This is a genomic window from Dietzia sp. DQ11-44 (assembly GCF_014145205.1).
In the GTDB taxonomy this organism is placed as follows: Bacteria; Actinomycetota; Actinomycetes; order Mycobacteriales; family Mycobacteriaceae; genus Dietzia; species Dietzia natronolimnaea.
In genome coordinates, this window is the sequence record NZ_JAALEC010000169.1 from 1 (window position 1) to 14,994 (window position 14,994).

General features: G+C 57.3%; 12 protein-coding genes and 1 pseudogene. 9 read left to right on the forward strand and 4 right to left on the reverse strand.

The features are described 5' to 3' along the window. Positions 1-197, forward strand: a pseudogene (locus G6018_RS05240) (tellurium resistance protein TerC); the annotation flags it as partial. Between the two features lie 129 nt (positions 198-326). Further along, positions 327-1,376: an NAD(P)-dependent alcohol dehydrogenase gene (locus tag G6018_RS05245; protein ID WP_182638994.1), complete on the forward strand. Its 1,050-nt coding sequence runs from the start codon at positions 327-329 to the stop codon at positions 1,374-1,376. A gap of 12 nt (positions 1,377-1,388) precedes the next feature. Here the strand turns inward: G6018_RS05245 and G6018_RS05250 are convergent, their stop codons facing one another. Further along, positions 1,389-1,784, reverse strand: a complete 396-nt coding sequence (locus tag G6018_RS05250) for an organic hydroperoxide resistance protein (protein WP_182639038.1) — start codon at positions 1,782-1,784, stop codon at positions 1,389-1,391. A 181-nt stretch (positions 1,785-1,965) separates the two neighbouring features. Between G6018_RS05250 and G6018_RS05255 the strand changes: the two genes are divergently transcribed. Continuing rightward, positions 1,966-2,160 carry a hypothetical protein gene (locus tag G6018_RS05255; RefSeq protein WP_182638995.1) on the forward strand — a complete coding sequence of 65 codons (195 nt, stop codon included), beginning with the start codon at positions 1,966-1,968 and terminating at the stop codon, positions 2,158-2,160. A gap of 9 nt (positions 2,161-2,169) precedes the next feature. On the opposite strand, the gene G6018_RS05260 is transcribed toward G6018_RS05255, so the two are convergent. Then, positions 2,170-2,535: a cupin domain-containing protein gene (locus tag G6018_RS05260; protein WP_347237803.1), complete on the reverse strand. Its 366-nt coding sequence runs from the start codon at positions 2,533-2,535 to the stop codon at positions 2,170-2,172. A gap of 1,485 nt (positions 2,536-4,020) precedes the next feature. Here G6018_RS05260 and G6018_RS05265 point away from each other — a divergent pair. Together G6018_RS05265 and G6018_RS05270 are read left to right on the forward strand one after the other, a co-directional pair. Continuing rightward, the gene (locus tag G6018_RS05265; protein WP_182638999.1) at positions 4,021-5,427 is read left to right on the forward strand and encodes a Coenzyme F420 hydrogenase/dehydrogenase, beta subunit C-terminal domain; all 1,407 of its coding nucleotides are present in this window, start codon (positions 4,021-4,023) and stop codon (positions 5,425-5,427) included. 395 nt (positions 5,428-5,822) lie between these two features. Beyond that, entirely contained in the window at positions 5,823-7,019 is a 1,197-nt protein-coding gene (locus tag G6018_RS05270) for a polysaccharide pyruvyl transferase family protein (protein WP_182639001.1), read from the forward strand. Positions 7,020-7,048: 29 nt separating this feature from the next. On the opposite strand, the gene G6018_RS05275 is transcribed toward G6018_RS05270, so the two are convergent. Further along, a complete protein-coding gene (locus tag G6018_RS05275; protein WP_347237805.1) occupies positions 7,049-8,041 on the reverse strand; it encodes a glycosyltransferase family 4 protein in 993 nt (330 codons plus the stop codon). 72 nt (positions 8,042-8,113) lie between these two features. On the opposite strand from G6018_RS05275, the gene G6018_RS05280 reads away from it, so the two are divergent. The 4 genes from G6018_RS05280 (at position 8,114) to wecB (ending at position 13,539) form a co-directional block, all read left to right on the forward strand. After that, positions 8,114-9,340 (forward strand): glycosyltransferase family 4 protein, encoded by a 1,227-nt coding sequence (locus G6018_RS05280; protein ID WP_182639006.1) that lies wholly within the window; start codon positions 8,114-8,116, stop codon positions 9,338-9,340. A gap of 925 nt (positions 9,341-10,265) precedes the next feature. Beyond that, the gene (locus tag G6018_RS05290; protein WP_182639010.1) at positions 10,266-11,294 is read left to right on the forward strand and encodes a polysaccharide biosynthesis protein; all 1,029 of its coding nucleotides are present in this window, start codon (positions 10,266-10,268) and stop codon (positions 11,292-11,294) included. Beyond that, positions 11,291-12,409 carry an NAD-dependent epimerase/dehydratase family protein gene (locus G6018_RS05295; protein WP_182639011.1) on the forward strand — a complete coding sequence of 373 codons (1,119 nt, stop codon included), beginning with the start codon at positions 11,291-11,293 and terminating at the stop codon, positions 12,407-12,409. The genes G6018_RS05290 and G6018_RS05295 overlap by 4 nt, the downstream gene beginning before the upstream one ends. A gap of 5 nt (positions 12,410-12,414) precedes the next feature. Continuing rightward, complete coding sequence (wecB, locus tag G6018_RS05300) at positions 12,415-13,539, forward strand: UDP-N-acetylglucosamine 2-epimerase (non-hydrolyzing) (RefSeq protein WP_187700905.1); 1,125 nt, start codon at positions 12,415-12,417, stop codon at positions 13,537-13,539. Positions 13,540-13,728: 189 nt separating this feature from the next. Here wecB and G6018_RS17290 read toward each other — a convergent pair whose 3' ends face one another. Beyond that, the gene (locus G6018_RS17290) at positions 13,729-14,508 is read right to left on the reverse strand and encodes a hypothetical protein (RefSeq protein ID WP_241731999.1); all 780 of its coding nucleotides are present in this window, start codon (positions 14,506-14,508) and stop codon (positions 13,729-13,731) included. Between the last annotated feature and the right edge of the window lie 486 nt (positions 14,509-14,994).

Genomic DNA, 14,994 nt, shown 5'->3' on the forward strand with positions numbered 1-14,994 from the left:
CGGTCATCACGGCAGTCCTCACCGTCTCGGTTGTCGCCAGCCTGCGCGCCACCAGGGGCCAGGAACGTCAGGGGCTGCCCACGCCGGCCGACCCCCCCTTCAGGGTCGCCACCGCCGAGGAGGACGCCGCCCTCGAGCCCGTCTGGCGCCCGCGGCGGAGCGCGGAGCGGGACCGCGAGCAGCAGACCCGGACCTGACCGAAGGACAAAGAAGAAGGGCGACGACGACGAGGCGACCGCACCCCGAACGTATGCAGAATCGGGCACAATTGTGACGGGCGTCACTCTTCCGTTGCGCCCTCAGGCGAGTCAGCGAGGAGCGCCGCCATGAAGGCAGTCGTGTTCGAGGGTTTCAAGACCTTCCCCGTACTCAAAGAGGTCGACAAGCCCACTCCCGGCCCGGGCGAGGTCCTGCTCAAGGTGGCCGGCTCCGGCGCCTGCCACTCCGATGTGGGCCTGTTCCACGAGTTCCCCGGCGACCCCACCGGGTTCCTCAGCCCGCCGTTCACCCTGGGCCACGAGGTCTCCGGATGGATCGAGGAGCTCGGCCCCGGCGTCACCGGCCTGAACGCCGGCGAGGCGTTCCTGGTCTACGGCCCGATCGGCTGCGGGCGGTGCAAGCCGTGTTCGCGAGGACAGGACACGTACTGCCAGGACGTGCCGTCAGTCGGCTACCTGGCCACCGGCCTCGGTCGTGACGGCGGCATGGCCGAGTACATGACCACCAACGCGCGCAACCTCATCCCCCTGGGCGACGCCGACCCCGTCGCCGCCGCTCCCCTGGCGGACGCCGGCCTTACCCCGTACCACGCCATCAAGCGGGTGCTGCCCGACCTGACCACCCCGGGCGCGACCGCGCTGTGCATCGGCCTGGGCGGCCTGGGCCTGGTGGGGGTGCAGATCCTCCGGGCCATGACCGGGGCAACCGTCTACGCCACTGACACCAAGCCGGAGGCCGTCGCCGCCGCGGAGAAAGACGGGGCGATCGGCATCCCGAGCGAGGGCGCCGCCGAGAAGCTCACTGAGCTCACCGGCGGCCGGGGCGTCACCGCGGTGTTCGACTTCGTCGGCGCGGCCCCGACCCTCGAGCTCGCCGCCGCCAGCGTGGCTCAGCAGGGCTCGGTGACCGTGGTGGGTCTGGCCGGCGCCGACTTCCCCTGGAACGTCTTCCGCCTGCCGTACGAGGTCAACTTCTCCTCCACCTACTGGGGGACCCTCGAGGACCTCCACGAGGTGGTGGACCTGTACCGGGCGGGCAAGATCAGCCCGGAAGTCCACGTGTATCCGCTGGACCAGGCCCTGGAGGTCTACCAGAAGCTTGTCGACGGCAAGGTCAGCGGACGCGCGGTGATAGCCCCGCACCGCGACGCCGGCTAGCCCCCGAGGGCGTCAGTCGTCGGAGACCGAGACGCTGACCTCGATGTTGCTCTTGGTGGCGCGGGAGTAGGGGCAAAGCTCGTGGGCGAGCTTGGCCAGCTCGTCGGCCTGCTCGGACTCCAGGCCGGGGATCACCACTTCGAGGTCCACGGTCAGGTCGATGCTCTGCTCTCCCGACGCCACCAGCGAGACCCGGGCGCCGACCGAGGAACCGTCGATCTTGACCTTCTTCATCCGCGCGGCGCTCTGCAGCGCGGAGTGGAAACAGGAGGCGTACCCGGCGGCGAACAGCTGCTCGGGGTTGTTGCCCTCCCCCGACCCGCCGAGCTCGGTGGGCGGGGCCATCTCCAGGTCAACCGCGCCGTCCTCGGTGCGGACGTGGCCGTCGCGGCCTCCGCCCGTGGACAGGGCTTCGACAGCGGATCTGCCATGAGGGGCCTCCTGGGTTGGGCGTGTGAGTGCGGCCCAAGGTACGCCTCGCCGACCCCTGGCACCGTCCGCCGCAGGATGCTAAGGGTGGAGACACGACAGGCCGCGCGCTATCCGCGGCCTCAGAGGCACTAATCAGAGGGAGAAGGAGGAGCCTGAGATGTTTGCCGAGGACCGCCCCGATCCGGACGAGTACACCCCGGAGCCGGATCCCGTCACCGCAGCCGAGGAGTACTCGCCCGAGGTGAGCGTCGACGACCCCACCCGCGAGGCCAACCCAGCCGACGTGGCCGAACAACTGGTGGTGGTGCCCACCGACGACGACGTCGACCCGGAACTCACCGACGACGACTAACCGTGCGACTCAGTGGTCGCACTTCGCCAGATCGGGCTCGGCGAGCGGTTTTCCCTCGGGGATCACGTAGGTCACCATCAGCACCACGTCCTCGTCACCCTCGTTGCGCCCCTCGTGCGGGTAACCCGCGCCCTCGATGATCGACTCACCGGCGCTGTAGACGTGAACGCCGCCGGGATAGATGTCGGCGTAGTGGGTGAGTTCGCCCTGCTCCACCACGGCGATCAGCTGCCCGTAGTGGCAGTGCTCCCCGGTCCCGGCCCCGGGTTCGATGGTGATCTCTCGGAAGGTCACCCCGACGCCCTCCGCGCCGCCGTCGACCTCCACGTCGACCGGCCCGTCCTGTTGACCTGCGGCGATGTCGACGGCGCGCACGGGCTCCTTCGTCTCGGTCGGGGCCGGCGGCTGCGCCTCCGTCGCGGACTGCGGCGCGTCGGGCGAACATGCGGACATGGCCGTCCCTAGGACTGCCGCGACGAGGAGCAAGCAGCCCCCGACCATTGGGCCCCGGATCGATGTGTGCGCCATGGAAATGCCCCCGAGCCTGACCAGACTGACAACAGGAATTTGGTCAGCGTGAGGCACACAATAGCGCGCCACCCACCTCATCTCACCCTTTCAGTTGCACCGGCCTCGCGCAGATCAACGTAGGCAAGGATTATGCGCCCAGCTTGGGACGTCCATACAACGATTCCAGCTCGAACTGCTGACCGCCGACTCGGGCCTCAACCGGCACAGTCCGAGACGTCCACGACGATCTTACGCAGGACTGCGAGCACAAATTGGGGCCCGATTGGACCAGACCGACCCGAAACGACCCTGACATTAATCGGTTAAGTTGTTGTGCTTGCGAAAGAAACTTGGCCGACTAGAATCGACAAAATTTGGAAAATGATCGGCACCCGAATTCAGAGAAATGACCCGAAGCGCACGGCTGCGGCGATACTCTCGCTAATTCTTACAATTTTCGATACAAGCTTCCCACGACCGAAGAAACACTCAAAAAGGGAAGAATCGGAAACAACACCTTTGACACACGACTCGCAACCTTTGTTAAGCTGATGAAAAAACGATTGGCGGCTGACGAAATAATCTCGGACGAGCAGAGACATTGCAGCGAGCAGCAACAGGCAATCGGAACAGTCAACCTAGTGATAATTAATCGGAGCAACTGAACGCTGCTCACAGGTTCTTGCCAATAATTCAATCCAATTTCCCTCAGCCGGTTCATGCTCGCCGTGGCATGCCTGAGCAATGCTAGCAACACAGATACTCGACGGAACGTGCGTGCGAGTCGGTTAATTCAGTTCCTTCCGTACGCGCCGAACGAGGTACAAGACGAAGTACACCTGGTTGCTGTCGCGAAACCTGAACGCCCAGCCTGGATGGGAGGCCGCAGATTGGCCAAGGGTCACCTGACATTCGCCGTACTCACGCAAACGCATGGCAGGACCGCACCCTGCGCATACTGCGACCAGTTACTGTGTGGGTAGAGCGAGCGAGTGAAGACTCCAGTGATCACAGAGTTTTCGGAGGCCATCCCAACTCAAAAGCGTGGCAGATGCCCTCGGCGAGCAGGATGGCCACATCGGATCCTGGGGTGTCACCGAGTAGCGTCTGAACCGACTTATTTCCACGCCTCGCCGAGGCACCAACGCTCCACCGCCACGCAGTCTGGAACCGGGGGCTACAACCATCCACTGCATCCAGAATTGGGAGTACCGTAAGACGGATGAACACTAAGGCAAGAAGAAGAGCAAATTGTTCACCTCTACGAATAGACAGCGTGGAGTGCGAAAACACTGAACGTCCACAGGCTTCCTGACACAGCTCAATCACACCACTAGAGAGAGAACCTTCATGTCCAAGAACCACACCTTCGGCATCCGCGAAGTCCTCGAAAACAACTGCTGCATCGGATGCGGTGGATGCGTATACGCTGGGGAAGATACATCGATCGACTTAAACCGCGACGGATTATACGTAGCCAAATTAGGCTCAGATTCCAGCGATTTGCTTGACCAAGTTTGCCCATTCTCGGACGGGTCAACAAACGAGGACGAATTGGGGACGATTCTATACGGTAAACTTCCTCATAAATCCTCCGCCATAGGGCGTTATTCATCACTTTACGCAGGTCGGGTATCGTCTGACGAAGTACGAGTAGGGTCCTCGTCCGGCGGGCTAGTATCTTGGATCGCGTCTAAGCTCCTCACCCAGGGCACGGTAAATGGAATAATTCACGTGAAGTCCAGCGACGGTCCCGAAGGTCCCCTTTTTCAATTCGGCCTTTCCCACTCAGTAGAAGACCTCCTCAGAAACCGTAAATCTATTTACTACCCAGTCGAATTCTCTAAAGCACTGAAGTCCGCACGCCAACAAGGCGGAAAGTATGCATTCATAGGAATCCCTTGTCACATCAAGGCGATAAGGCAACTACAGATGGTTGACGATTGGGCCAAAGACTGCATACCCGTCACCATCGGGTTAGTCTGCGGACACATGAAGAGCACTGGATTTGCGGAATCTTTGGCGTGGCAAGTCGACGTTGAGCCTCAGAACCTCCTGTCAGTTGACTTTCGTGTCAAGGACCCAATGGCTCCAGCGAACAGATATAAGTTCTCAGCAACTGCGGCCAGCGATCGACAGACGCACGAACGTGCGAACTTCGAAATGATTGGGTCGAACTGGGGCCACGCCTTCTTTCAGCCAAACGCATGCAACTATTGCGACGATGTCTTTGCCGAGCTCGCAGACATCAGCCTCGGAGACGCTTGGCTGCCACGCTTCCAATCGGACCCACTAGGTCATAACGTGGTAGTTGTTCGAGCAGAACACTTGGATTCAATTCTTCGCGAGGGAGTAGTTGATGCAGAAGTAGTATTGGAGGAACTCGATGAAGAGGAAGTATTTGAAACCCAAGCCGGCAATATCAGGCATCGCAGAATTGGACTTTCTGTCAGAACTGCGGATGACGATGCAATGCGCATAAAGCATCCCTCCAAACGAGTTCCACCAACCTATGCCACCGCAGACGCCAAGAGAATAGACCTTGTGCGACTGCGCAGGCGCAGTTCTTTCGAGTCATTCGACGCGTTCAATGAAGCCAAGAAAAGATCAGACTTCAATGTTTTCCGGAAGCGAATGGCGCCGATCATCCGCAAGTACGACGCCGTATCGGCAACTGCGCGGTCTGAAAAAGTTCTTGCACGCATGCCGATACACAGTCAGAAGTACCTTCGGCGTCTCCTAAATCGCATACGTTGAATTAATCAAAAAGTCCTGTGACGCGGAGCGAGCGCGCCCATGACTTGGCGAGACACCTCTTGAGCATTCCGGACACGCCCGAAGGGTTCTCAATTTCATCACTTTTCTCGAAGGAAATCCACATCTTGGCACCAGCATAGGGCCTTCTGCCAGTCTTTGATTCAACGGGAGGGCCATAGCTCGCGGAAGTGAAACCAGAACTAGAAAATGATTGGAAAGCAGACCCATTGTAGCGCCAAGCCCAGGCCCGAACATTGGAGCAAAGAGATTTACAGTCCACCGGCCATCCGTAACTCCAAAGGGAACCGAAACCCTTCGATACGATACATAAGAAATCTGCAGTTACACAGTAGCGCCGCTCTCGCGGGAGAGCCGATTAAGAAACAAGAGGAAAAATGAGCCGAACCAATAGGCTAACCGAGACGAGAAAAGCTGCCGCGCAAAAGGTCCTAATATCCACCCTTCACCCGCTGGGTGGAAACTACGGCGGAACAATGCAAGCGTACGCGCTCCAGCGAACAATCAGAGAAATGGGCTTTGTTGCTACCACCATCAACTCAAGCTGGCGCCCAGAATCCTCACCATACATTGCGAGACGAATCCGCTACGCGATTAGGAAATACCTTAAGCTGAGCCCCAATCCGGCCCCTGTACGCCAAGTGGTGGACGCGGAGGACCTCCAGCAATTGACCAAACCGTTCGTTACAACGAACATTCAGACTGTTGACCTTTTCGGAGTCTCCCGCAGAGAAAGAAATCGAATACTGTCAGAAACCAGCGTAATCGTGGTTGGCAGCGACCAAGTTTGGAGAGGCGGCTATGCGGATGTCCCGACGCAGTTGTTAAATTACGCACGCAAATACTCGCTGCTAAGAATCTCATACGCTGCCTCATTCGGTGCGGACCAGCTTATAGAATATAGTCGAAAAACCCTTGCAGAGTCACGTTCTCTAGTCCAGTTGTTCGACCGCATATCGGTTCGCGAAGCGTCTGGAGTACAGATCTGCAAGGAAGCATGGGGGGTGGACGCCGAGCAGCACATCGATCCAGCACTACTTCTTGAGGCAGAGGACTATTCCTACCTATGCCAACGCGACAAAGGCACTCTATGCGGCGCCCACGGGCGACTGCTTACGTACATTCTGGACTGGAATCCTGAGAATGAACGCATCTCTGAGGACCTTTCGAGAAACTTGGGCTTGCAAGCTTTCCATTTCCTGCCGAACCAAAGCGCAGATCTATCGACTACAAAAAAGAGCCGGCCACAGCGCATGAAGTCTGTTGAAGAATGGCTTCGCAATTTCGAGTCTGCCGAATTTATTCTCACAGATTCTTTCCATGGAACCGTATTCGCAATAATTTTTAGGAAACCATTTATAGCGATCGGAAACAAATCGCGCGGTCGTGCACGGTTCGAGTCTTTGCTGGCCCAGCTTGGCCTGCAGTCCAGACTCGTGGACTCAGCCAGTAAACCAACTTCGTACGACTTAACAATCCCCGACTGGGAGGCGGTCGAAGCGAGATTGCAAGTCGAAAAGAAAAAATCCATGAGTTACCTACAAGAAGCGTTGGGCGCTTCTGCCCGAAAATAGGTGCGCAAGCCCGAAAACGACGAGCCGATTCACCCGGAGAACCTACTCGAATTTGCCGCGGCCCTGATTAGGTGACGAACGCCAGCCGGGGTCAGCAAATAGCCGACAATTATAGGTATCAGTGCCGATAGTCCGACTTTTCGCACTGCCAGTGTACTCAGGAGCGAAAGCGAAGAAACGAAGACGGAAACGTGCCAGTGCTCGACGCGGGGAAGATCAACTAGCTGTTGATAAATATGTTCCCGATGGGCCACAGTCAATTGCTCCCCGCGTGACAATCGGCGCAGTATCGTCCAGCCAGTATCTGCAAGATAAACAGAGTAGGGAACACCGAGCAGAATAGCTTCGAACTTGCTTTTTGACCAACAGTCGAGCGTTGCAAAAGCAATTACTGAGCCAAAGAGATAGCTTCCTACATCGCCGAGAAAAACTTTCGCAGACGGAAGATTCCAAGGCAAGAAGCCAACACTTGCGCCGAGCATGGTATGCGCGAAGGCTGCATCTTCGAAAAGGCCGATACTGTCCAGGCGTGCGGCAGCAAATGCCGACCACACTGCCGCCTGCCCGCCGGAAATTCCGTTGATTCCGTCCATAAAATTGAATGAATTCACGATCGCGGGCACCAGGACCACGCCCACGATTGGAGTGGAACAACCGCCGCACGCAAGCCCAACCACCGCTCCTGTCACGGCCTGCGCACCAAGGCGCTGCGCCGCAGGCAACTGGAACCTGTCGTCAAGGAAACCGACCGCAGTTAGTACTGCGGTTCCAACACTGACTTTCGTGGAAACTTGGGCCCTGCTGAGTCGAACCACGATCAACCCCGCAGTAATCCCGGCTACGCATGCGACCCCTCCGCCGCGAGGAGTTGGTACGACGTGCGAGGATCGGGCGTTGGGAACGTCCACTCGGTTGTGCGCGCGAAGAATCCGGACTAAGCCGGGCATGACTGCCGTAGTGACGGCAGCTGCAGTTGCCCCCGCAAGTAGTGTGGTCTTGGACATGGGACTAGCGTCCCACATCGGAACGTCAGGTTCATCGCGCCATGTCAATAAACATTTCCAGGACGGGACGGGATCCGAGTGAGAATTGGTATGCTGAGCCACTGGTTCGACCCAGAGGGCGGCGCCGCTGCCGGGCCGGGCACGATCGCTCGGGCTCTTCTCCGTCGCGGGCACGAAGTTGACGTATTGACCGGGTACCCCATCTATCCGGCTGGCCGGGTGTTCGACGGGTACCGTATCCGCCCCTACATGCGTGAGCAAATTAGTGGGGTAAACGTTCACAGAGTACCGACCTACCCAAGTCATGACGACAACGCCCGTCGCAGGATGGCCAACTATTTGAGCTACGCGGTCACATCAGCGATTGCCGCACCAGTCTTGCTTCGTAAAGCGGACGTCGTATTTGTTTATTCGTCACCCGCAACTGTCGCTACGGCTGCGGGACCCCTTCGGGCCCTCAACGGCATCCCGTATGTCATGCAAATCCAAGACCTCTGGCCTGACACTGTTACTTCAAGCGATTTCGTGAACAAGTCGACCAAGTACACGATGGAGAAAGCTCTTCACGCATACTGTAATGAGATTTATCGAAGAGCAGCCCATATCGCAGTAATTTCACCCGGAATGGTAGATCTACTTGTAGATCGGGGAGTTTCACAACACAAAGTTAGCGTTGTTCCGAACTGGGCGGAGGAATCGTCGTTTCGCCCAGCAGCACGTGACTACGAACTTGCCAGAACCCTTGGCGTAACGAGAGAGTTCAACGTAATGTACGCCGGTAACCTTGGCGAAATGCAGAACCTGGATTCTCTGATCGACGCTGCCTCGCTACTTCGTGCGCGACGAGACATCGGTTTCGCCCTGGTAGGGGACGGAGTCAAAAGAGATCAGCTCACCCAGCGAGCTGAGGAACTCGGACTTGATAATGTCACGTTCATTCCTCCTCAACCATTCGAAAACATGACAGATATTCTCGCTCTCGCAGATGCGCAACTGGTGACTCTTAAGGATCTACCCCTATATCGGGCCACTATGCCGAGCAAGATTCAGGCGAATATGGCAGCGGGTCAGGCGATTATCGCTGCCGCCGCAGGCGACGCTGCCGAAGTCGTTCGCGACGCCAGCTGCGGCTTCACAGCACCTCCCAATGATCCGCAAGCACTAGCCGATGCAGTTGCGCAGATGGCGAATCTAGGCCCTCCAGCGTGGGTTAGATTCGGTGAAAGTGCGTACAAGTACTACCAAGCGAACTTCTCCGAAAAGACCGTTGGCGATTCGCTCGAGGAACTCTTGCTCCAGCACCGTAAGCATCGGTGACGGCCGTGGCACGTGTTTTAGTTGTCGGTTCGTCAGGGTTCATTGGCACTGCGGTTTGCTCCTCGCTCGAAGCGCGCGGCCACGAAGCGATTCGATTAGAAACTCCGCGCGTAAACGCCGCCACGCTGCGACCGAAATCCGAATTATCGATGGCAATTCTCCGTGATCATCTTGATCACTGCTCCGCACTAGTCAATGCTGCAGGAGTGCCAGATGCAACCGGCACGAACAAGGCGGAGATGCTAGCCGCAAACGGAATTTTGCCCGGACTTCTCGCTGCGGAGTGCTCTCAGCGTGGAGTGCGTTTCGTTCATGTGAGTAGCGCTGCTGTCCAAGGTAGAAGGCACACGCTCGACTCGACGCCAGAAATGGCTCCGTTCTCCCCATATTCGGAATCCAAGGCCCGAGGGGAGAGCGAATCACTTCAATATGCGACCACTGTTGTCTATCGCCCACCGGGGGTTCACGGAGTCGATCGTGGGGCAACCAGAGCGATTGCTAGGCTCGCGCGGTCAAGATTCTCCAGCGTGGCGGGAAGCGGGTCCGCCGCCAGCGCGCAAGCTCTCATCGGGAACGTAGGGGATGCCATTGCGTTCCTCGCCATATGCGAAGAAGGCCCACCTCCTATAGTCGCCCACCCATCTGAGGGAGTGACTACTGGCGGTCTTCTTGTAGACCTCGGTGACCGACATCCGCTTAAAATCCCGTCTGTAATTGCCCGTAGCCTTGTCACAGTTGCGTTCATACTCGCACGCGTACGTCCTTCTGTGCATGGACATGCCCGCCGGTTGGAGATGTTGTGGTTCGGCCAACGACAGAACAAAAGCTGGCTAACAGACGCGGGATGGGTCGCCAGATCGCAACGGGACGCATGGCGAGTGTTGGGACGTATACTCGCCGACGACATCCATCGGAAGGACCAACAATGACTTCGCTCGCCGGAGCCAGCATCGCAATTACAGGTGGTACCGGATCGTTCGGTTCCACTATGGCAAGCAATCTACTTGAATCGGGAGCGGCAAGGATCAACATATTTAGCCGCGATGAAGCCAAGCAGGATGAGATGCGTTCGCGCATGGATGATCCTCGACTCAGGTTCTTCCTCGGCGACATTCGAGATCGCGAAAGCGTTGAGAACGCATTGGTCGGTGCCGATTTCGTCTTTCATGCTGCAGCCCTCAAGCAGGTTCCGTCTTGTGAGTTCTTCCCAGATCAGGCCGTCAAAACAAACATTGATGGCAGCCGAAATGTCATTAACGCGGCCCACAAGTCTGGCGTAAAGTCCGTCGTATGCCTCTCTACGGACAAAGCTGTGTACCCAGTCAACGCAATGGGAATGTCGAAAGCACTCATGGAGAAGACAGCACAGGCGTTTGCTCGCAATCACCCTGGTTCACCCACCACGGTGTCTGTCACCCGCTACGGAAACGTCATGTACTCGCGCGGTTCAGTTATCCCGCTCTTCGTCCGGCAGATTCGAGAGGGTAAACCACTCACTCTTACCGACGGATCGATGACCCGGTTCGTCATGAGCTTGCAAGAATCGGTAGACCTAGTCCAGCACGCGTTTTTCTACGCTGAACCGGGCGACCTCTTCGTGAAAAAGGCCCCGGCTTGCACGGTCGAGACATTGGCGAGAGCAACCGCCAAGGTGATGGGGGTTGACAACCCGGAGATAATTCGTATCGGAATCCGGCATGGTGAAAAAATGTACGAAACACTTCTTTCACGCGAAGAAATGGCGAAAGCGACAAATCAGGACGACTACTTCAAAGTGCCGCTCGACGCCCGATCGCTGCAGTACTCACTATATGTTGACGAGGGCGATTCCGAAGTCAAGAGGGCCGAAGATTTTGACTCCAATAGCACGGCCCAGATGAGCATTGACCAGACAGCCGATTTAATCGCTTCGCTTCCCGAGATGCAATCGGTCCTCGCGGAGCTGAACGGATGAGGATCGTCGTTACCGGGGCCGGCGGATTCCTTGGATGGCACACCCGGTTGCGTATCGCCGCTCTAACAGGTCATGAGGTCGTACCAGTAACGCGGGAGAATTGGACTAAACTAGACCAACTACTGACTGATGCCGACGCTGTACTTCACCTCGCTGGTGTCAACCGTGCGGAATATGACGACGACGTTGAGCAGGGCAACATACGGCTCGGCACCGATCTCGCACGAGCCGTATCCATCTCCGGTCGTCCACTGCGCGTAGTGATGGCCGGAACCATTCAGGTCGAGCGCGATACCCCGTACGGTCGAGGCAAGCGCGAGGCGAATCGCGCAATCGCAGAGGCAACCACCATCGCCGGTGGTCACTTCGTCGATGTCTGCTTGCCCAACCTGTTTGGCGAGCACGGTCTTCCCGATTACAACTCGTTCGTAGCAACTTTCGTGAACGCAATAATTGCAGGAAGGTTGCCCCAGATCAATGACGGCGCGGTTGAGCTACTCCACGCTCAGGACGCTGCGCAGTCATTGATCGATGCACTTCAGTGCACTGAACACTGGCTAAGGCCAAACGGCACACGAACCCGGGTCGTCGAGGTTTGGGACCTATTGCAGGAATTCCACCGCTCATACTGTCCGATCGGCGAGGTACCAAACTTGAGTTCCAAGTTCAGGATCGACTTGTTCAATACCTACAGATCTGGACTGTTCCCCGACTACTACCCCATAGATCTCGTTCCGCACTCCGATTCACGCGGTTCATTCGTCGAGACCGTCCGCTGCCGAGGAAGCGAAGGACAATCCTCGATCAGTACTACCGTTCCCGGCGTGACCCGCGGGGAGCATTACCACCTGACGAAGATCGAGCGCTTCGCGGTAGTCCAAGGCGAAGCGCGCATTAGTCTCCGCCGAATGTTCCACGACGACATCCTCGACTTCGACGTCACAGGCGATCAGCCTGTCGCCATCGACATGCCCGTGGGCTGGGTGCACAACATCACCAACATCGGCGACGACGTCCTATTAACGCAATTCTGGTGCCACGAGTTGTTTCGACCTGAGGCGCCGGACACCTTTCCCGAAGCCGTCCGCCGCCCCTCGAAGGAGACTAAACCGTGAAGGTCATGACCATCGTCGGCACGCGGCCCGAACTTATTCGACTGTCTCGTGTCATACACCGGCTAGATACAACATCAGGCATCAATCATGTTCTTGTACATACCGGGCAGAACTATGACTATACTCTCAACCAGGTGTTTTTCGAGGATCTTGGACTTCGCCAGCCCGACCACATGCTTGGAGTAGATACGTCTAGCCTAGGTTCGGTACTCGGTGGGACACTCATTGCCGCAGAAAAGGTGATGCAAGACGAGAAGCCGGACGCCGTTCTAATTCTAGGCGATACCAATTCTTGCATTTCCGCTCTAATGGCTCGGAGGATGCGAATTCCGACCTATCATATGGAGGCCGGAAATCGCTGTTTCGACCTCAATGTTCCGGAAGAAACCAACCGGCGAATGGTTGACCATATTTCGGATTTCAACCTCGTCTACACGGAACACGCGCGCCGAAACCTCATTTCCGAGGGCCTTCACCCGCGCCGAATTATAAAGACCGGCTCTCCAATGCTTGAAGTCCTCAGCTCTTACCGGGAGTGTATTGATTCCTCAACAATTCTCGCCGAAAAGGGCTTGGAGGAGGGCGGGTACTTTCTAGTGTCCGCTCACCGCGAAGAAAATGTTGACTCCCCCGACCGTCTGCGTATGCTTCTCGATTGTCTCACCGCAGTTCATTCGCACTTTCGAATGCCGGTATTCGTGTCGACCCATCCGCGTACCCGGAAACGCCTGGAGTTGCTGCCTGGCTGGTCTGAACCGGAAGGTATCAGGTTTTCCGAACCGCTGGGCTTTCACGACTACAATAAGCTCCAGATATCCGCTGCTTGCACCATGTCCGACTCCGGCACGATAGCCGAGGAGTCATCAATTCTCGGCTTCCCTGCGATCACATTGCGGGATTCGATCGAGCGGCCCGAGGCTTTGGACACCGGCGGCATCGTGATGACTGGCCTCAACGCAGGCGATGTCGTCGTTGCGGTACAGATGGCGATGGACTCTGAATACACGCGTTGCGGCGTAAGCCACCTGACTCCTGATGACTATGCTATTGACAACGCTTCAGAACGTACTGTCAAATTTATACTCTCGACGGCGCACCGCCATCACCAGTGGGAGGGGATCAGAGCGTAACCCAAAGGGAGTGATACGTCAGCTTCTCGGCTGCACACCCACATCCGTGTTCGACTGAACAAAATGCACTTCTAGATACCCCTGGACAGTTCAGTCACTAAAGCGATCTCGGTTGGCCTATCTCCGCATAGCCCCAGAGCTTTAGGTCGTCCTTAGGATTTGAAGTAGCGATCTTTGTACGATACGTGATCACCGGGCACGCTTTAGCAAGTCAAGAACCAATCTGCAATCAGCGCCTGAAGGAAACACTCGCCACACCGCCACACCAAATTGCTTCCGGTAGACAAGCAGCGTAGCGATTAGGCGCAAGGAAGACGCAAGCAACATAAGCCACGCCATACCGACTACCACGTTGCCTTCGTCGAGAGTGACTGCCGCCATAAGAATCGGAATCATCGAGAGCGCGCTAACTGCCAGCACTGCCCGAACACGCCCCACCGCTTGCAAGTGCTGCCCGAGGATAAAGGCTGCCCCCGCAACCACGGCCTCAATCGTAAGTATCGTAAACGGTCGAGCAGCTGCTGCAAATTCTCTACCGAGCAACAATTGAACTAACCATGGCGAGACAGCTGCAATTAGGCCGGCCAATATCAGCAGCGGCAGGAAAGTGATTCTTAACGCGCGCATCGCAGCCTCACCACGCCCCGATTCAGCAGAACCGACGCTATGAGCGAAAACAACATTGCCAATAGACGCCTGTATAGGCGAAACCATTCGCGAAAGGCCATAGGCAGCCGAATAGAGGCCGAAGCCCGCAAGGGATCCAACCGACATTACGACGAACATATGTGCTTGGGCAAGAAATAACCCTGTTGCATTGATTCCTTGATACCCTAGCCCGGAACGCAAGAATTCCGGAACAGAAAGCCCCCCCGTTGAGGGCGACTGGAGCGAACCGCCTAGCATACGACGCAGGGCTAAAAACCCGACGAAACCGGCGATTAACGTGGACGCCGTCTGCAATGCCAAAACTACAGTCACGTCTAAGGGCACGAAAGCCCAGACAAGAACGATCGACAGCGTGGCTAGGGTTGGCCCAAGAGCGCGGAGCCAATTGAACAAGCGTAAGGTTGGCTCGAATCTGGCGCACGCAACCAGGAGATCAAACCCCGTTGCGATCCCCCCCAGAGTCACCGTAATGCTAGCGATGACAGCTACAGTCACAAGCGGCCCGAACGGTACGAGTACGGCAGCGACTAGGCAACCAAGTAAAAGCACCAGTCCGAGCGCTGCGCTCAAATGCCTACGCCCGTCGCCCAGGAGCCGATCATTTCTTCCGTGAAAGACGAATGCTTGGCCCAGCCCAAGCAACCCCAACCCTTGAGCCAAGGCGACGACGAGAAGGGCAGACGCCAGAAGACCTCGCCCTTCTACCCCCAGGGCACGAGCGGTTACAGAAGCATTAACCAGAGATACTAACGCTAGCGCGAGAGAAACGACGATTGTCAACGCTGA

What these genes read in the sequence shown, in the direction of transcription:
- G6018_RS05280 (WP_182639006.1), top strand. Translation starts at nt 8,114, where the DNA reads ATGCTGAGCCACTGGTTCGACCCAGAGGGCGGCGCCGCTGCCGGGCCG.
- G6018_RS05290 (WP_182639010.1), top strand. Translation starts at nt 10,266, where the DNA reads ATGACTTCGCTCGCCGGAGCCAGCATCGCAATTACAGGTGGTACCGGA.
- G6018_RS05295 (WP_182639011.1), top strand. Translation starts at nt 11,291, where the DNA reads ATGAGGATCGTCGTTACCGGGGCCGGCGGATTCCTTGGATGGCACACC.
- wecB (WP_187700905.1), top strand. Translation starts at nt 12,415, where the DNA reads ATGACCATCGTCGGCACGCGGCCCGAACTTATTCGACTGTCTCGTGTC.
- G6018_RS05265 (WP_182638999.1), top strand. Translation starts at nt 4,021, where the DNA reads ATGTCCAAGAACCACACCTTCGGCATCCGCGAAGTCCTCGAAAACAAC.
- G6018_RS05275 (WP_347237805.1), bottom strand. Translation starts at nt 8,041, where the DNA reads ATGTGGGACGCTAGTCCCATGTCCAAGACCACACTACTTGCGGGGGCA.
- G6018_RS05255 (WP_182638995.1), top strand. Translation starts at nt 1,966, where the DNA reads ATGTTTGCCGAGGACCGCCCCGATCCGGACGAGTACACCCCGGAGCCG.
- G6018_RS05245 (WP_182638994.1), top strand. Translation starts at nt 327, where the DNA reads ATGAAGGCAGTCGTGTTCGAGGGTTTCAAGACCTTCCCCGTACTCAAA.
- G6018_RS05270 (WP_182639001.1), top strand. Translation starts at nt 5,823, where the DNA reads ATGAGCCGAACCAATAGGCTAACCGAGACGAGAAAAGCTGCCGCGCAA.